The sequence below is a fragment of the Demequina sp. genome, assembly GCA_024707205.1.
In the GTDB taxonomy this organism is placed as follows: domain Bacteria; phylum Actinomycetota; class Actinomycetes; order Actinomycetales; family Demequinaceae; genus Demequina.
Genome location: JANQAD010000001.1, coordinates 633,130 through 648,264 on the forward strand (window position 1 = coordinate 633,130; position 15,135 = coordinate 648,264).

Consider the following 15,135-nt stretch of genomic DNA (forward strand, 5'->3'; position numbering starts at 1 on the left):
CGGAGCGGGGGCGCCCCTGGGCTACGCCGAGGCGCGGCGGCGACGGGCGAGGATCGAGTCCAGGTTGTCCGACGCTGCGGTCGCCTCGGAGACGACCTCGGCGGTGCTTGGTGAAGGAACGGCCTCGTCACGCGCGACCGTGTATGACGCCGCGGCAAGGTCCGACTCCTCGAGCGGCCGCGCGTACTGCGGCCGCACGGTCGGCTTGAGCGTGTAGGCGGGGGCCGGCAGCTCGCGTGGCGACCAGTCCGCCTCTTCCTCGGCCCAGGCCGGGTGGACAACCGGGGTCGCGGACGTGTGCGGCGCCTCCTCGACCGAGGGCAGCACCGGCGCCGGGATGGGCGCGGGCACCGCGAGCGGAGCGAGGTCCGCGGCCGTCACCACGCGAATCGCCTGGGTCTCAAGGTCAGAGGGCTCGGCATCCACAACACCCAAGGCCCGCTCCGCCGTGACGCGGCGCAGCGCCTGAGTGGCGGTGGCGGCGGCCTCGACCTCACGGCCAACAAGATTCATGTGCGCGTCGGCGGCGCGCTGCGCGGCGGCCGCACGGGCCCCAGCCACAACCACTCCACCGAACAGCGCCGTGAACACCGCGGCGAGAACAGTGGGGAAGGACGTGAACGCAACAAGCGCCCAACCCAGCACCGCAACAAGGCCTGCGGACGAGGCCACCCGAGCACGGCGTCGGGCCGTGGCACGACGCTCCGCGAGCACAACCGCACGGTCGCCGCGAAGCGCAATGGCCTCGCGCTGGGCGGACACGGCCGCGCGGTCAAGCGGCCCTGCGGGACGCGACATCCGCGCATCGCCGAGCGACGCGATCTGCGCGCGCGCAGACCCCGTCACGAGCAGCGGCACCTCGCCGGAGTCGGAGGACGGGCGCCCGTGAGCGCCCTCGACGCGACGCGCGGTGGCCTTCACCACTCGCATCTGCGCGGAGTAGCGGTCCTCGGTGCGGACCAGCGCGTAATCGGACCTCTCCTTGATTCGCTGCGGGATGACGTAGGCGAGAACCAAGCCGAGGCCGACGATCGCGAGGAGCGCTGCGGGGGCCATGACACGACGGTACGGGGGCGGCGCCCGCAAGCCGCGGATATTCGCGGCGTGTCAGTCAGCGGTGCGCGCAAAGACGCGATGATCGCGCCACTCGCCGTCAATATAGAGGTACGAGCGGCGCAACCCCTCCTCGCGCCAGCCGAGCTTGCGGATCACCGCGAGGCTCGCCTCATTCTCCGGCCGGATCGCGATCTCGAGGCGATGCAGACCTTGCGCGAAGCCGTAGTCCGCGAGCAGCTTCACGGCCCGCGGGGTGATGCCTCGACCCGCGTGTGACTGCGAGATCCAGTAGCCGATCGACCCGCCGCGCTCCGCCCCCCACCGGATCGAACCGATCGAGACGCGGCCAACCAGTTCGCCATCCAAGAGGATCACTCCCGCGTACGCCTCGCCGCGTGACCAGGCCCGACGCTCCTGCCGCACAAAGGCGCCGAACGTCACGGGCTCTTGGGGAACGTCGGGAGGCGTGGTCGCCTCCCAAGGCTTGAGCCAGTCGCGGTTCTGGGACCGCAGGCGCAGCCACGCCTCCTCGTCGCCACGACGGAGCGGGCGCACGACCACCTCACCGTCGCGGAGCACGGGGAGCCTGGTGCGCACGGCTACCGATCCCACACCGTGCACCGCACCTCGTCGCCCTGGCGCGCGGTGGTGACGTCGGTGTCGACCCAGGCAATGCCGTCGGACCGTGCGAGGGCGCCGAGCGAGACGCCGCCGCGGCCGTCGCCGATGGGGGTGGCGCGAACCACGCCGTCCTCGCCGAGGTCGAGCGTCACGGGCACGGCCTCCATGACGCCGTGCGTCGAGGGCCACTGGGAGGACAGTTCGGCGCGGATCGTCACGCGCTGCACCTCGGCGAAGCCGGCCATGGCGCGCAGCGCGGGGCGCGCGTACGCCTCGAACGCGATGAGAGCGCTCGCCGGGTGGCCCGGGAGCGCGATCACCGGGGTCTCGCCCTCCGCGATGCGGCCGATGCCGTGGCGCGACCGCGGGGCCAGCGCCACGTCAACGAGGTCCCCAGTGCCGATGGCCTTGAGCACCTCGACGAGCGCGTCGCTGCCCCCGGCAGACAGGCCTCCCGTGGTGATGATGACGTCCGCCCGCACCACCTGGTCCTCGAGGGCGGCGGCGATGGCGCCGGGATCGTCCGGAAGGGCGCCCACCCGGTACGCGCGGGCGCCTGCGTCCTGGACCAGCGCACTCAGCATGTGGGTGTTCGCCTCGTGCACGCCTTCGGCGCCGGACTTCGCGTCCACCAGCTCGGAGCCGATCGCGGCGATCACCACGCGCGGCACGGGGCGCACGAGAACTCGCGCGCGCCCGATCGCGGCGATCAGCCCAAGCTCCCTGGGCCCGATGCGGCGCCCGGCCGGCACGATGACCTCGCCCTCGGCGGCGTCGAAGCCGGTGCGCCGCACGTTCTCGCCGCGGAGGATGGACCGCGCGAGCACCACCCGCTCCACCCCGCCGTCCGTGTCCGCGAGAGCCGCCACAGCGTCGGCCCCCCTGGGCATGGGGGCGCCGGAGGCGATCCTCACCGCCGTGCCGCGAACCAGCACGCGGGGCGTGCGGTCGCGCGAATCCACGTCGAAGGCGACGGGGAGGCTCACCGGGTGGAGGGCGTCGTTCGAGGCGATCGCGTAGCCATCAGCGGCGGCCTGCGGAGTGGCCGGGTAGGCGTGCGGAGCGGTGACGTCCTCCTCCGTGACGGCGCCGAGCGCGTCGCTGAGGGCGAGGTCGATCGGCTCTACGGTGCCGAGCAATTCGGTGAGGGCTGCCCGATGCTCCGCCACCGTCGTCATGCCGCCGAGCCTACGCGACTCACCGGACAGGAAACGAAGGATTTACCTGTCTTTGGCACAATGGCGGCATGACCGTCCACACGGCCCCCATGCAGCCAGACGAGGCGAAGGTGGAACTCAGGGCCACCATCCGTCGTCAACGTCAGCAAAGGGCGGAGCGGCGGCTCGCCGAGCATGCGGAGGCGCTGCGCGACAACGTGCTCGCTCTCGAGGCCGTCAGGGACGCCGACTGCGTCTCCGTGTACGCCTCCAGACCCCACGAGCCCGGCACGCTGCCACTGATCGAGGCCCTGCACGAGCGCGGCGTGCGGGTGCTGATTCCCCTGCTAGGTGACGGTTTGCAGCGCGGGTGGGGCGTCTATGCGGGGGCCGCGGACCTCATCGAGCGCGCGCCGGGCCGTCCCCCCGAGCCGTCCACCGAGTTCCTCCCGGCGGACACCGTGGTCGAGGCCGATGTGGTGATCGTTCCCGCGCTCGCGGTTGACACGTCCGGCACCCGGCTGGGTCAGGGCGGCGGCTGGTACGACCGCGCCCTAGCGTCCGTGAGGGACGGCGTGCCGATCGTTGCGCTCACCTTCGCCGGGGAGCTACACGACGCCGACGTCGAGCCGCTCCCGCGCGAGGAGCATGACGTCCGCGTCAACGGCGTGATCACGCCGGAGGGCTACACGCCGCTGCCCAGGTAGAATTCTGCGGTGCCCACGTACGCCTTCGCCTGCACCAACTGCGGCCACCGCTTCGACGAGGTGATGTCCATTCATCACCACTCGACGCCAGCGTGCCCCGAGTGCGGCGGCGTGGTGCGCAAGGTGTTCGGCTCGGTGGGCGTCACGTTCAAGGGCTCCGGCTTCTACCGCACGGACTCGCGCGAGAAGCCTGCCTCGTCTTCCAGCACATCGAGCTCGTCAAGCTCGGAATAGGCGCGGCGCCTCCCGAATGGGTTCTGAGTGTCGCGAAACTCACGTTTGGCGACACTCAGAACCCATTCCAAAAGGTGTGAACTAGCCCCAGTGCGGGGGCTTGTCGCGCTTGAGCTCTTCGTCGCGGCCGCCGGACTCGCCGCCGCCCCAGCTCACGTCCTCGTCCTCCCGCGCGCGCGTGGGGATCAGCGGTCGGTCAACCCCCTTGTGCGGAGTAGGCGGCACGGCCCGACGCTGTGGCTGAGCGAGTTTCGGCACGCCGAATCCCATGGTGGGCGGCTTGGGCTTGACGGGTTCGGGTTCGGGTTCGGGCTCTCGTTCTGGTGCGGCTCTGGCTCGGGTTCCGGTTCCGGTTCGGGTTCCGGCTCGGTCTCCGGCTCGGGCTCGGGCTCGTCCTCGACCACCATCGGCTCCTCGGCAGGCTCCTCGATGTCGAACACCGGCTCCGCGTCGACCTCCGCCTCTGACTCCTTCACCAGCGGGATGGCGATCGTTGGCAGCGCGGCGGTGAGCGCGGCGATCTCCGCGTCGAGCGCGTTGCGAATCGAGGCGAGCGCCGCGTCGGGATCCGTGAACACATCGAGGGTCCACAGCGGCACCACGATCCAGCCGAGACGCTCGAGCCGCGACACCTGCCAGCGCAGCCGGTCGCGCAGGCTGACGGCGGTACCGGGCTGACTCTCGTCGGTGACGACGGCCACGCGGTAGCCGCGGTCTCGCGGCCCGCCGACCGCGAGCGCGATCGTGTCGGCGCCGGAGCCGTAGCGCAGCCGCACCCCATACCCTTCGGCGCGCAGCCTCGCCGCGATGTCGCTGAGCAGCCAGTCGCTCGGCCCTGGCTCCGGCCGCTCGGGCGGGACAGGGTTGACCTCGCCCTTGGCGACGAGCTCTCGTAGCGCCTCGATCGCCTCCGGGTCGGCAACCGTGTCCGCGATGTCGCTGAGGTGCTCAGCGTCGAGCGCGGTGATGATCGTGACGCGCGCGTGGGACGCTACGAGCGCCTGGGCGAGCGCCTGGCGTGCCCAGTCGGACTGCAGCACCCCAAGGTCCGGGGGCAGGGTGCCTCGCTGATCGCGCGCGTACCCGAGCGAGATGATGACCTCGTCCACGTCGATGCCGCCAGCCTCGCCCATGGCGACCACCGCCACCCGGTCGGCCACAGCGTCGTCCCTCTCCCTGATCGCGGAGCGCAGACGGTTCGCGTGCACCTCGTTGCCGGCGACGACCGCGAGCGAGCGGCGGGGCACGGTGCGCGCGTTCGCGTCGACGAGGGCCAGCACGGCATTCACCTCGGCCCGCGTCGACTCGACGGCGCTGTGGCCGGCGGCGGGAGAGCTGACGGCGTCGAGCACCTGCACCTCAAGGCGCGAGCCCGAGCCCGCGGTGGGGAGCGGCTGCAGGACGCGCCCGTACGCCATCGCCCCAAGGACCATGGTGACGCGCGGGTCGCGGGGTTGGGGCGCCACCGGCATGGTGACGCGCGGTAGCAGCGCGGCGAGCACGGAGACGGCGGAACGGGTGGCAGCCTCGGCATCTCCTATCACCACCACTTGGCGCGCACGGGCGATCGCGGGGATCGTCTCCGCGAGGGCGAGTGACTCCGCACCGGCGATGATCACGGTGTCGATGACACGGTGAGCGGGGACGATGCGCGCCACCTGCTCGGCGGTTGCCAGGACCACGGGCCGCAGTGCGCCAACCACCGCGCCGAAGGACGTCCACAACGAGCGGTACGACGCCGTCGCCCCCTCCATGAGCGCAGCGAAAAGGTCGCGCGCGTCGTCGGGGTGGCGGGCGATCGCGCCGCGGCGACGCTCGGCCACGGCGCGCATGAGCGGACCCACGCGCAGCTCGGCGAAGCCCTCATCGGCGTCGATGAACTCGGCGACTGCACGGCCGAGCGCGCCGTGCGCGGTGAGCCGGTCGTCGGCCGCGAGAATCGCCTCGTATGCGGACGCCCACCATGCGAACTCGAGGTCGCGTCGCACCTGCTCCGGGCGGCTTCGCGAGCGCGCAGGTCCTCGAGAAGGCCGCCAAGGCCAACGTCCTCGATCTCGCGGTCGAGCGGCCGCGAGCGCGCGGCCTCGAGCGTGCCGGGGATGCCCTCTGCAAGTTCGGTGAGGATGCGCGTCATGTCATCCCAAGGCAGGTCCGGAAGGTCGTCGCGACCGGTGACCCGCGCAACGGGCTCGCCGATGCGCGCCCACAGACGAAGCACCTGCTCCACGCGGTCGCCGAAGATGTCGAAGTCATCCGGCACCACAGGCCAGCCTCCGGACGACGCCATCGCGCGCCAGCGCAGCGCCTGGTCGTTCGCGGCCACGAGCTCCTGGTGGAGGTTCGCCTTCGACCGCCCCGGCCGGAGCAGCTCCACGGCGCGGCGCACCAGCGCGCGCCGGTCGCGCCTCGCGATGGCGTTCTCGCGCTCGCCCGCCGGGGCCGTCGCCTCGACGATGTCGTGCAGCGATCGGTGGAACACCGCGGGCGAGAAGATCTCGAGCGTGGACCGCAGGTCGGTGAAGAGCTGCACCTGGTCCGACCAGTGCGCGAGCGACGTCGCCTCGTCCACCCCGGTCTCATGCGCGGCGAGCGCCGACTCCGTGCGCATCTTGGGGATGTGGCGCACCAGCAGCGTCGCGAGCGCCTCGTCGAGCGCGGCGCCCTCCTCGGGGTTGTCGGTGATCGGCGACCACCACGGCACCAGTTCTACGCCCGACGTTGTGATCGGCGCGGTCTCCGTCGTCACCTCGTCTCGCTCGCCAAGGCGCTTCACGAGGGCGTCGGCGACGGAGGCGAAGCCGTGCTCCGAGATGACCGCCCCCCGCGTGCGGCTCGAGCCGCACCATCGTCTGCGGCGCGGGCTCGGTCGATGTCAGGCGGACTATCGCCTGCACCGCGTCGAACACGCTCACGTCCCATGGCCGATGCGTGCGGTGCAGAGCGTCGAAGCGGGACTGCGCCACCCGTCGGGCCTGCAAGAGCCGCTCGCCGGCGAAGCGGATGCTCGCGTCGTCGACGTCGACCCCGCCCATCGTTATGGAGTTGAGCAGGCGCGAGCGCGCCGTGGCGTCCGCGGCACCGTCCACCGCGATGTCCCCGGCGCCCGCGTGCTCGAGGCGAGTGGTGATCTGCTTGAGCAGCGACTGCTTGCCCGCGACCACGAGGATGCAGCGGCCGGACGCCGCGCCGTCCGCGGCGATCGCCGAGAGCATGCCGGCGGTGTCGAAGCCGGGACCGCCCTGAATGAACATCGAGCGACCGGTCGCGACGGCGTCGAGCGCCGCGAACTGGGCGTCGTCGAGATCGCCGATGCCGCGCTCCGCGAAGGGGTCGCGGTCACCCGTGGCGAAGGCGGGGATGGGCACGGCGAGGCGCGTGACTGCGTCGTGGTCGCCTGCCACCGCGGCGACGATGTCCGACTTTCGCAGCTCACCGCCGAGGTCGTCGAGGTCGTCGACGAGGCGCTGCTCCGGGTCGTCGAACGCGCCGAGCAGGAGGCGCTCGCGCACCTCGAAGCCGGGGCCGAACGCGTCGCCGATGGCGCGCACCGCGTTCCACACGGGCCGCGGGTCGAAAGACGAGCCCCCGGCGCGCTCGGGCACGAGGGCGACCACAGCGTCGGCCCTCTGGGGTGCACGCTCCCGCAACTCGGCGACGAAGACCGGGTTGAGCGCGACCTCGTCGAGCATCGTCACGAAGGCGTCCGCGCCGCGCGCGTCATCCCACAGCACGGGGCGCATGACGAGCGGCAGTTCGCGCGCGTGGCCGTTCTCGCTCCACACGACGGTGCCGACAACGAGCGCGGCGGTCCAGACGCCGGTGGACGCGCGGACCTCGTCGGCGCTCGCGCGGATGACCTTGGCGCGGTGCTCGGCGGCGAGGCGGGCCTCGTCGTCCCGTATGAGAGAGCTCAGGAGGGTGGGGCGGTTGGCGAAGAACGGCGCCAGGCCGCCAGGGTGGGCGCCCGCGAGGTCGATGAGGTCGGCGCTCGAGTAGCTGAGGTCACGCAGGGCGGAGATCGATGCGTTCGCGCGCAACTGATCGCGCCACTCCTGGAGCGCCTCTGCCACGAGGGCGCGACCGATGTAGTCCACCACTCCCCTACGGTATCCAGCCACGTGCTCGCCGCACGGTCACCACGCCGCCGGGCAGTGCGAGCGGGCCTCCGCGGGGCGGCGCTCCGCGGCTCCGGACCGCATTTCAACTGGTTGAGCGTTCACGCCACCGACTTAGCCCTCAAGTCCGGTTGGGAGCCGTGGCGCAAAAGCAAACAGTGCGCGCCAACTTGAACAGACGACGCGCACTGCTGGACTGATTCTCACGCCGCCGGGGACGCGCGTCAATTCCGGTGGTCTCGCCGCCTCAGCACGTCGCGCAACGGCGGCACGAACACCCCGTCCGACGCCATGACGACCCTGGTCCGACGCCGGTTTCGCAAGACGCCGAACAGGCCGATGAGCCACACGATGATGAGCGACGCGAAGGCGACCCGATACTCGTTCAAGGAGTACGTGGTGGAGCCGGGCGGTGAAATCACCTGCAGCACGACGCCAACGAGCAGCACCCCGGCGATGGTCGACGCGAAGCCTCCAATGTTGACGAAGCCCGTCGCGGTGCCGAGGCGCTCCGCGGACGAATACGAGCGCGCGAAGTCGATGCCGACAAGGGAGATCGGTCCGCCCATGCCGATCACCGCGCAGAACACCGCGAGCTGCCACCAGGGACGCGGGCTGTCGAAGCTCAGCAGGATGACCCACGCCACCAGGGTCGCCACGGCGGAGCCCAGCACGATCCAGGTTCGCCGCAGCGGATGTCGCGCCGTGAGGACGCCCGCGATGGGGCCCGTCACCATCGCGGCGATCGTCAGGACGATCAGGAGCGAACTCGCCTGCCGGGGCGAGGAGGCCCTGCGCGGTGATGAAGAACGGCACGCCCCATAGCAGCGCGACGACGTTCGCGGAAAACGGCGGGAGAAAGTGGCTCCAGAACCCGAGGCGGGTGCCGACGTGATCGGTCGCGGCGCGAATCGAGGCCCAGAATCGGTCACGCTCCTGCTCGACCGAGCCAGCGTCGGGCCGCGGCATGCGCACCCACGTGAACGCGATGGCCGCGGCGCCGACGCCGACGACCGCGAGCGACGCGAACGTCGCCGTCCACCCTCGGCCGTGCAGCAGCATCGCCACGGGAATTGCGGTGGCCAGCTGCCCCGCCTGGCCAATGAGGCCGGTGACCTGCATGAGCACCGGCACGCGCCGCGCGGGGAACCAGTGCGCGATGAGCCGCCCGGCGCTGATGAAGATGGGCGCATCGCCCGCACCGATCATGATGCGCGCCGCGATCGCGAGGCCGTAGTGGTCGCTGAACGCGAGCAGCAACTGGCCCGCCGCCATGACGAGCGACCCCACGGTCATCATCACACGCGGGCCAAACCGGTCCAGCAGGTGGCCGGACGGGATCTGCATAAGAGCGTACGTGCCAATCTGAGTCACCGACAGCAGGGCGAGGCCCGTAGCCTCCACGTTGAAGCGGTCGAGCGCCTCGACGCCCGCCACGCCGAGCGCGGTGCGGTGAACCACCGCAACGAAGTAGACGGCGACGGCCGCGATGTAGATGCCCCACACCCTGCGCTGGGTGGCGGGGGCGGCGGTCACGCTTTCAAGGGTATGCCCGACGCTGGTTCGCCTCAGTCGCTGGCGTCGCCGGGGCGCCTATCGACAGGGCTGGTATTCGCGGAGTGTGCCTCCAGGAACGCGTACAGCTCGCGGTCATCGACCCCGGGATACGTCCCCTGCGGAAGCGGCGAGAAGATGTGCGCGTGAACTCGGGGGCTCGCCCAGGCCTTGCCCTCCCAGCGAGAGGCGACCGCAGCGTCGGGCCGGCGGCAGCATGAGGCGTCAGGGCAGCGGGACACCGCCCGCTCGCGCGACTCGCGCCCGCGGAACCACTTGGACTCGTCGAAGGGCACCCCAAGAGTGATCGAGAACTCCTCGGATCCCGTGGAGCCCGTCTGGGTTGACTCGAAGAACGTCCCGGCCGGCGTGTCCGTGTACTGGTAGTACTCCGTGGCGCGCGCGTGCAGCGCGAAGGCGCGGCGTGCGGCCCAGTGGCGGCACGCGAGCTGGCCCTCCGTGGAACCGGTGACGTCAACCGGCAGCGGCAGCCCGTCGTTCTCGTAGGCCTTGACCACGGCACCCGCGCCGTCCACGCGCAGCACGTGCAGCCGAATCCCCAGGTGCGCGGTCGCGAGGTTGCTGAAGCGCAGTGCGGCGGCCTCGTGCGTCACGCCGAAGGCATCGCGGAGGTCCTCGACCGCGATGTCGCGCTCGTCGCGAGCGCGAGTGAGGAAGGCGACCGCCGCCTCTCGCGGCATTAGGCACGCCGCCGCGTAGTAGCTCGCCTCCTGACGCTGGCGCAGAAAGTCCTCGTAGTCGGCAGGCGCCTCGTGGCCCAGCCGCACGTGCGCCATCGCCTGCAGCGCAAGCGACCGCAGGCCGTGGCCGCCAGGGATCGAGGCGGGCGGGGTGTAGATACGGCCCGCTGCCAGGTCCAGCACGCATCGCGCCGAGTGGGGGAGGTCGTCCACGTGCACGATCTCGAGGCCCAGTCGCTCCGCCATCACGCCGACGGTGCGGTGCGTGAGCGCGCCGCTCACGTGCCCAGCCGCGGCCACGTCCTCAGACCCGATCTCCTCGATGTCCGGCAGGTAGTCGTTGAGCTCTTGCATGCGAAGGCGCTGGCTCGTGTTGGCTCGCCGTGCCTCCTCCGGCGTGGCGATCGCCTCCCGCGACCGCCGGTCCAGCTCGCGGTGAAGGCCCACGAGTGCCGTGAGCGCGTCGTCCGGGAGCGACCTACTCGGCCTGAGGGCGGCAGGCCCAGTTCGCGGTAGGTGGTGCCGCGCTGGGCGCGTTCCAGTTCGACCTCCAGCGCGTCCCTGCCCGACGGCGGGGTCGCCTCGATCAGATCCGTCACCGTGACGCCAAGAGCCTCCGCGATGGCGGAGAGGAGGGTGAGGCGCGGCTCTCGCCTGCCGTTCTCGATCAGGGAGAGCTGGCTGGGAACGACGCCGACTTTTTCGCCGAGATCCGCAAGGGTGAGGCCCCTCGCTGTGCGGAAGTGGCGAATCCGGCGGCCAACGTAGGTCAAGTCCTCCATGGATTCACAGTATCGAAACTTTGGGCGAAATTCTCCCGCGATTTGGCCCTGTTTAGCGCTAAGGTCCGCCTACGGTGGAATCGAGCCAGAAAATTCGCACCGCATCGGAGCAGAACATGACCGCCATTGCCGAGTCGTTCACCTCGACGATCGCCGCGCCCACTGACGTAGCCGCCTGGGTAGACGGGATCGCCGAACTCACCCGCCCCGAGTCGGTGGTGTGGTGCTCTGGCTCGGCAGCCGAGCGCGCCAGGCTGATCGACGAGATGGTCGCCGCCGGCACGCTCATCCCCCTCAACCCCGCACTGCGCCCCAACAGCTACCTCACGCGCTCCAACCCAGATGATGTCGCTCGCGTAGAGACTCGCACCTTCATCTGCACGCCAGACCCGGCCGACGCTGGGCCTACCAACAACTGGCGCGAACCCTCCGCGATGCACGCCGAGTTGCTTGAGCTCTTCGACGGCTCGATGCGCGGCCGCACCATGTACGTGGTGCCGTTCGCGATGGGGCCCGTTGGCGGTCCGCTCACGCGCTACGGGGTGCAGATCACGGACTCGCCCTACGTGGTGGTGAGCATGGGCACCATGACGCGCATGGGCTCAGCCGCCTTGGCGCGCATCGCGGAAGGCGCGACGTGGGTTCCCGCCGCCCACACCGTCGGCGCGCCGCTCGAGCCCGGCCAGGCCGATGTCCCGTGGCCCTGCAACCCCAACAAGTACATCGTGCAGTTCCCGCAGTCTCGCGAGATCTGGTCCTTTGGCTCCGCGTACGGCGGCAACGCGATCCTCGCGAAGAAGGCGTTCGCGCTCCGCATCGCGAGCGCGCTTGGGCATGACGAGGGGTGGCTCGCGGCCCACATGCTGCTGCTCAAGGTCACCGACCCGTCGGGGCACGCGCGGCACATTGCGGCTGCCTTCCCCAGCGCGTGCGGCAAGACGAACTTCGCGATGTTGCGCCCTTCGCTCCCGGGCTGGAAGGTGGAGACCCTGGGGGACGACATCGCGTGGATCGCGCCGGGTGCCGATGGTCGCCTCCGCGCGATCAACCCGGAGGCCGGGTTCTTCGGCGTGGCCCCAGGCACGTCTCCAGAGACGAACCCCGTGGCGATCGAGATGCTTGCGAAGGACACGATCTTCACCAATGTGGCGCTCACCGATGACGGCGACGTGTGGTGGGAAGGTCTCACCAAGGAGCCGCCCGCGCATCTCACCGACTGGAGGGGCCGCGACTGGACCCCGGCCTCCGATACCCCGGCGGCACACCCCAACTCGCGCTTCACGGTCGCCGCGGCCAACTGCCCCACCATCGCCGACGACTGGGACGCGCCCGAGGGAGTGGCCCTTGACGCGATCGTCTTCGGCGGGCGTCGCGCCACCAACATCCCGCTCGTCACCCAGGCGCGCAACTGGGCGGAGGGCATGCTCATGGGCGCGACCCTCTCGAGCGAGCAGACCGCGGCAGCCGAGGGCACGGTCGGCGACTTGCGCCGCGACCCGTTCGCGATGCTCCCCTTCTGCGGCGTGCACATGGCGGACCACTGGGCCGACTGGCTCAAGGTGGGCGCGCGCGTTGCCAACCCTCCTGCCGTGTTCCAGGTCAACTGGTTCCGCAAGGGAAGCAATGGGAAGTTCCTCTGGCCGGGCTTCGGCGAGAACATCCGGGTTCTCGCGTGGATGCTCGGCCGCCTGGACGGCACCGCCGTCGGAGTCGACTCGCCCCTCGGCACCCTTCCGGCCGAGGGCGAGATCGACTACCGAGCGGCTGGCGTCACCCCCGACTCGTGGGGAGAGCTCATGGAAGCGGACTCCCGAGCGTTGTTCGCCGAGTCCGACGACACCGAGCGATACCTCGCGCAGTTCTCTCCTCGCGTGCCCGCCGCGATCTCAAGCCAGCTGCGGCAGCTCAGGGTGCGCCTGGCGTCGGGCGAATAGCCAGGACGGCGCCGCGCGGGGTTGGGCATCGCGCGGATGGTCGTCATCGAGTGCGTATCAGAGATTGAGCGCATCGGTCAGCAGGCGCATCAAAGCCTCGAGTTGGATGTCCGTCGACGAGTCCAGATCCTCGTCTTGCGCACCATCGAGCGCGCGCGCTGCCAGCGCGGACTTGCTGTCGATGAGCTCCGCGATCGCCGAGTCGATCGTCTGCGACGCGATGATGCGCCACGCCGTCACCGGATCAGCTTGGCCGATGCGGTGGATTCGGTCGATCGCCTGGGTCTGCTCCGCGGCGGTCCAGGACAGCTCGGCGAGAACGAGGTTGGACGCCACCTGGAGGTTGAGACCCACGCCCGCTGTCAGGAGCGAGCACACCGCGATCGAGACGTTGGGGTCCTCGGTGAATGCGGCGATGTTCTTCTCGCGCACCTTGTTCGTCTGATCGCCCCTGATCGAGGCGAACTCGATGCCTCGCGCCGCAAAGGTCTCCTCCGCCTGATCGAGCACGTCAATGTGCTTCGCGAAGAACACCACCTTCCCGACGTTGTGGGCAAGTTGGGCGGCATAGTCCGCCGCGAGTCCAGCCTTGGCCTGGCCGATTCGGCGGACCATCGTGAAGACGTTGTCGCCCTTCGTCTTCGAGCTCGTGTCCTTGAGCTCCGACGCGGCCACCCGGCGAACCAGGTCCATATCGATCTCGTGCGCGACCGCGACCTCACCCCGCGTCTCGAGAACCGACTCGTATTGAGTGACCATCCGCCTGGTGAGCGCCTCTTCGGCCGCCCTGATCGAGCGGGCGGCCGCGTCGTCCAATTCCACGGGAAGGTCGGCGACGCGGCGCGCGGGGATGTCGGCCACAACGTCGGCCTTGCGGCGACGCACGATTCCCATGTCGATCACGCTGGCCCGCGCGGCCGCGTAGAACCCTGGATCGGCCGGAGTCAGTCCGGTCTCCTCTAGCGCGGCCATCAGCGCGCCGAGCGGCTTCTTGTCGTCGATCCAGCCCAGGAACTGCCAGATGGCGCGGAAGTCCTCGATGTCGTTGATGAGCGGCGTGCCCGTGAGCGCCATCAGGAGGGGCCGGGCGGTGCGCTGGCGCACCTGCTCGGACAGCGCGAGGACGTGTCGCGAGCGCTGCGAGCGCTTGTTCTTGATGAGGTGCGCCTCGTCAACGACCATGCCGCGGAAGCCAAGCCCGCCGAGCCAGCCGACGTGCCGATCGAGGAGTTCATAGTTCACGATCACCACATCGGCGAACGCGTCGACCTCTTCGCCATCGCCGTGGACAACGGTGGCGCGCCGCGACGGGGTCCACAGACCCACCTCGTGCGCCCAGTTGGCCTTCACCACGTTCGGCACCACCACCAGCAACGGATACGCGTTCGCCGCCTGAGCGGCGAGGAGCGCCTGGGCCGTCTTGCCAAGGCCCGGCTCGTCGGCGAGCAGGTAGGTGCGGTGCCCGCGCGTCGTTGCCGCGATCACTCGCGCCTGGTGCGGCATGAGTTCGCGGCCGCCCGGGGCCGCGGTGAGGCCGGGCTCGGGCAGGGCCATGCAGGCCGGAGCGCCCGTGGCGGCGCGCTCAAAGGACTCGAACAGCGGCTCAAGCAGCTCCCAACCCGCGAGCCGGTTGGTCCGCGACGCCTTCCGCGCGGCGGCGCCAGAGAAGTCGGGAGCAAGGAACGGGTTCGACATCTGGCGCGAGATGACCGATTGTGGGACCACCTGGTTGGCGGCCGGGGCGGCGGGCGGGGGGCGGCGGCGGGGGCGCCTCTTCCGGCACATCCATCCCTGCCGCTCGCATCAGCGCGGCCTTGTACTCGCGCGCGGCGTCGGAGACGCTGGCGTCCTCGGCAAGCAGCGCGAGCAGCGAGGTGTCCCTCGCTGCGGTGGTGGCGAGAATGGTGGCGAGCCCGTCGAGTCGCTTCAGCTGCTCGGCTCGCGACGCGCTGAGGCTCGTGTCCGCCAGGACCCGGGCCCGCTCCTCACGCACCAGCAGCGCCACCACCTGGAACTTGGTTCGCACCCCGCCGGCCGTCGAGGATCGTTGCACCGCTCGCTCAACGTCACGGGCCACCTGGGCGAGAATCGGGATGAGTCCCTTCTCCGCCGGGCGCTGCGTGCGGCCGCGCTGCGCGCCCGAAGAGCCGCGCCCACGGGCGTTACCGCGGTGACCTGCTTGTGGCACCTAACCTCCTCTAGAGCGCGCGTCCGCGACACAATGCGCAACCCCTGGCCTGGGTCGCGCACGGCCCGACGCCCCCGCACGCGCGA

10 protein-coding genes and 3 pseudogenes are annotated in these 15,135 nt (G+C 70.8%); 3 read left to right on the forward strand and 10 right to left on the reverse strand.

Going from position 1 to position 15,135, the window contains the following annotated elements; translation table 11 throughout:
* Positions 1-21 precede the first annotated feature (21 nt).
* From NVV57_03240 to NVV57_03250, 3 genes are read right to left on the reverse strand one after another with little or no spacing between them, the layout of a single operon-like run.
* Positions 22-1,056 (reverse strand): hypothetical protein, encoded by a 1,035-nt coding sequence (locus NVV57_03240; protein MCR6711756.1) that lies wholly within the window; start codon positions 1,054-1,056, stop codon positions 22-24.
* Between the two features lie 51 nt (positions 1,057-1,107).
* Positions 1,108-1,653, reverse strand: coding sequence for a GNAT family N-acetyltransferase (locus NVV57_03245; protein ID MCR6711757.1), 546 nt, complete (start codon positions 1,651-1,653; stop codon positions 1,108-1,110).
* Positions 1,654-1,655: 2 nt separating this feature from the next.
* Entirely contained in the window at positions 1,656-2,855 is a 1,200-nt protein-coding gene (locus NVV57_03250; GenBank protein ID MCR6711758.1) for a molybdopterin molybdotransferase MoeA, read from the reverse strand.
* 68 nt (positions 2,856-2,923) lie between these two features.
* Between NVV57_03250 and NVV57_03255 the strand changes: the two genes are divergently transcribed.
* Entirely contained in the window at positions 2,924-3,541 is a 618-nt protein-coding gene (locus tag NVV57_03255) for a 5-formyltetrahydrofolate cyclo-ligase (GenBank protein ID MCR6711759.1), read from the forward strand.
* A gap of 9 nt (positions 3,542-3,550) precedes the next feature.
* A complete protein-coding gene (locus NVV57_03260; GenBank protein MCR6711760.1) occupies positions 3,551-3,775 on the forward strand; it encodes an FmdB family transcriptional regulator in 225 nt (74 codons plus the stop codon).
* Between the two features lie 81 nt (positions 3,776-3,856).
* Here the strand turns inward: NVV57_03260 and NVV57_03265 are convergent, their stop codons facing one another.
* From NVV57_03265 to NVV57_03290, 6 genes and pseudogenes are all read right to left on the reverse strand, one after another.
* The gene (locus NVV57_03265; protein ID MCR6711761.1) at positions 3,857-4,000 is read right to left on the reverse strand and encodes a hypothetical protein; all 144 of its coding nucleotides are present in this window, start codon (positions 3,998-4,000) and stop codon (positions 3,857-3,859) included.
* The gene (locus NVV57_03270; GenBank protein MCR6711762.1) at positions 3,961-5,529 is read right to left on the reverse strand and encodes a hypothetical protein; all 1,569 of its coding nucleotides are present in this window, start codon (positions 5,527-5,529) and stop codon (positions 3,961-3,963) included. Before NVV57_03270 ends, NVV57_03265 begins: the two co-directional genes overlap by 40 nt.
* An 822-nt stretch (positions 5,530-6,351) precedes the next feature.
* A complete protein-coding gene (locus NVV57_03275; protein MCR6711763.1) occupies positions 6,352-7,872 on the reverse strand; it encodes a hypothetical protein in 1,521 nt (506 codons plus the stop codon).
* 242 nt (positions 7,873-8,114) lie between these two features.
* Positions 8,115-8,627, reverse strand: coding sequence for an MFS transporter (locus tag NVV57_03280; GenBank protein ID MCR6711764.1), 513 nt, complete (start codon positions 8,625-8,627; stop codon positions 8,115-8,117).
* A 130-nt stretch (positions 8,628-8,757) separates the two neighbouring features.
* Positions 8,758-9,327, reverse strand: a pseudogene (locus NVV57_03285) (MFS transporter).
* Positions 9,328-9,458: 131 nt separating this feature from the next.
* Positions 9,459-10,927: pseudogene (locus NVV57_03290) on the reverse strand (helix-turn-helix domain-containing protein).
* A gap of 116 nt (positions 10,928-11,043) precedes the next feature.
* Between NVV57_03290 and NVV57_03295 the strand changes: the two are divergent.
* Positions 11,044-12,861, forward strand: a complete 1,818-nt coding sequence (locus NVV57_03295; GenBank protein MCR6711765.1) for a phosphoenolpyruvate carboxykinase (GTP) — start codon at positions 11,044-11,046, stop codon at positions 12,859-12,861.
* Positions 12,862-12,918: 57 nt separating this feature from the next.
* On the opposite strand, the pseudogene NVV57_03300 reads toward NVV57_03295, so the two are convergent.
* A pseudogene (locus tag NVV57_03300) lies at positions 12,919-14,956 on the reverse strand (DEAD/DEAH box helicase).
* Between the last annotated feature and the right edge of the window lie 179 nt (positions 14,957-15,135).

Coding starts and splice junctions, on each gene's coding strand:
- NVV57_03240 (MCR6711756.1), bottom strand. CDS start 1,056: ATGGCCCCCGCAGCGCTCCTCGCGATCGTCGGCCTCGGCTTGGTTCTC.
- NVV57_03250 (MCR6711758.1), bottom strand. CDS start 2,855: ATGACGACGGTGGCGGAGCATCGGGCAGCCCTCACCGAATTGCTCGGC.
- NVV57_03255 (MCR6711759.1), top strand. CDS start 2,924: ATGACCGTCCACACGGCCCCCATGCAGCCAGACGAGGCGAAGGTGGAA.
- NVV57_03270 (MCR6711762.1), bottom strand. CDS start 5,529: ATGGAGGGGGCGACGGCGTCGTACCGCTCGTTGTGGACGTCCTTCGGC.
- NVV57_03280 (MCR6711764.1), bottom strand. CDS start 8,627: ATGGTGACGGGCCCCATCGCGGGCGTCCTCACGGCGCGACATCCGCTG.
- NVV57_03295 (MCR6711765.1), top strand. CDS start 11,044: ATGACCGCCATTGCCGAGTCGTTCACCTCGACGATCGCCGCGCCCACT.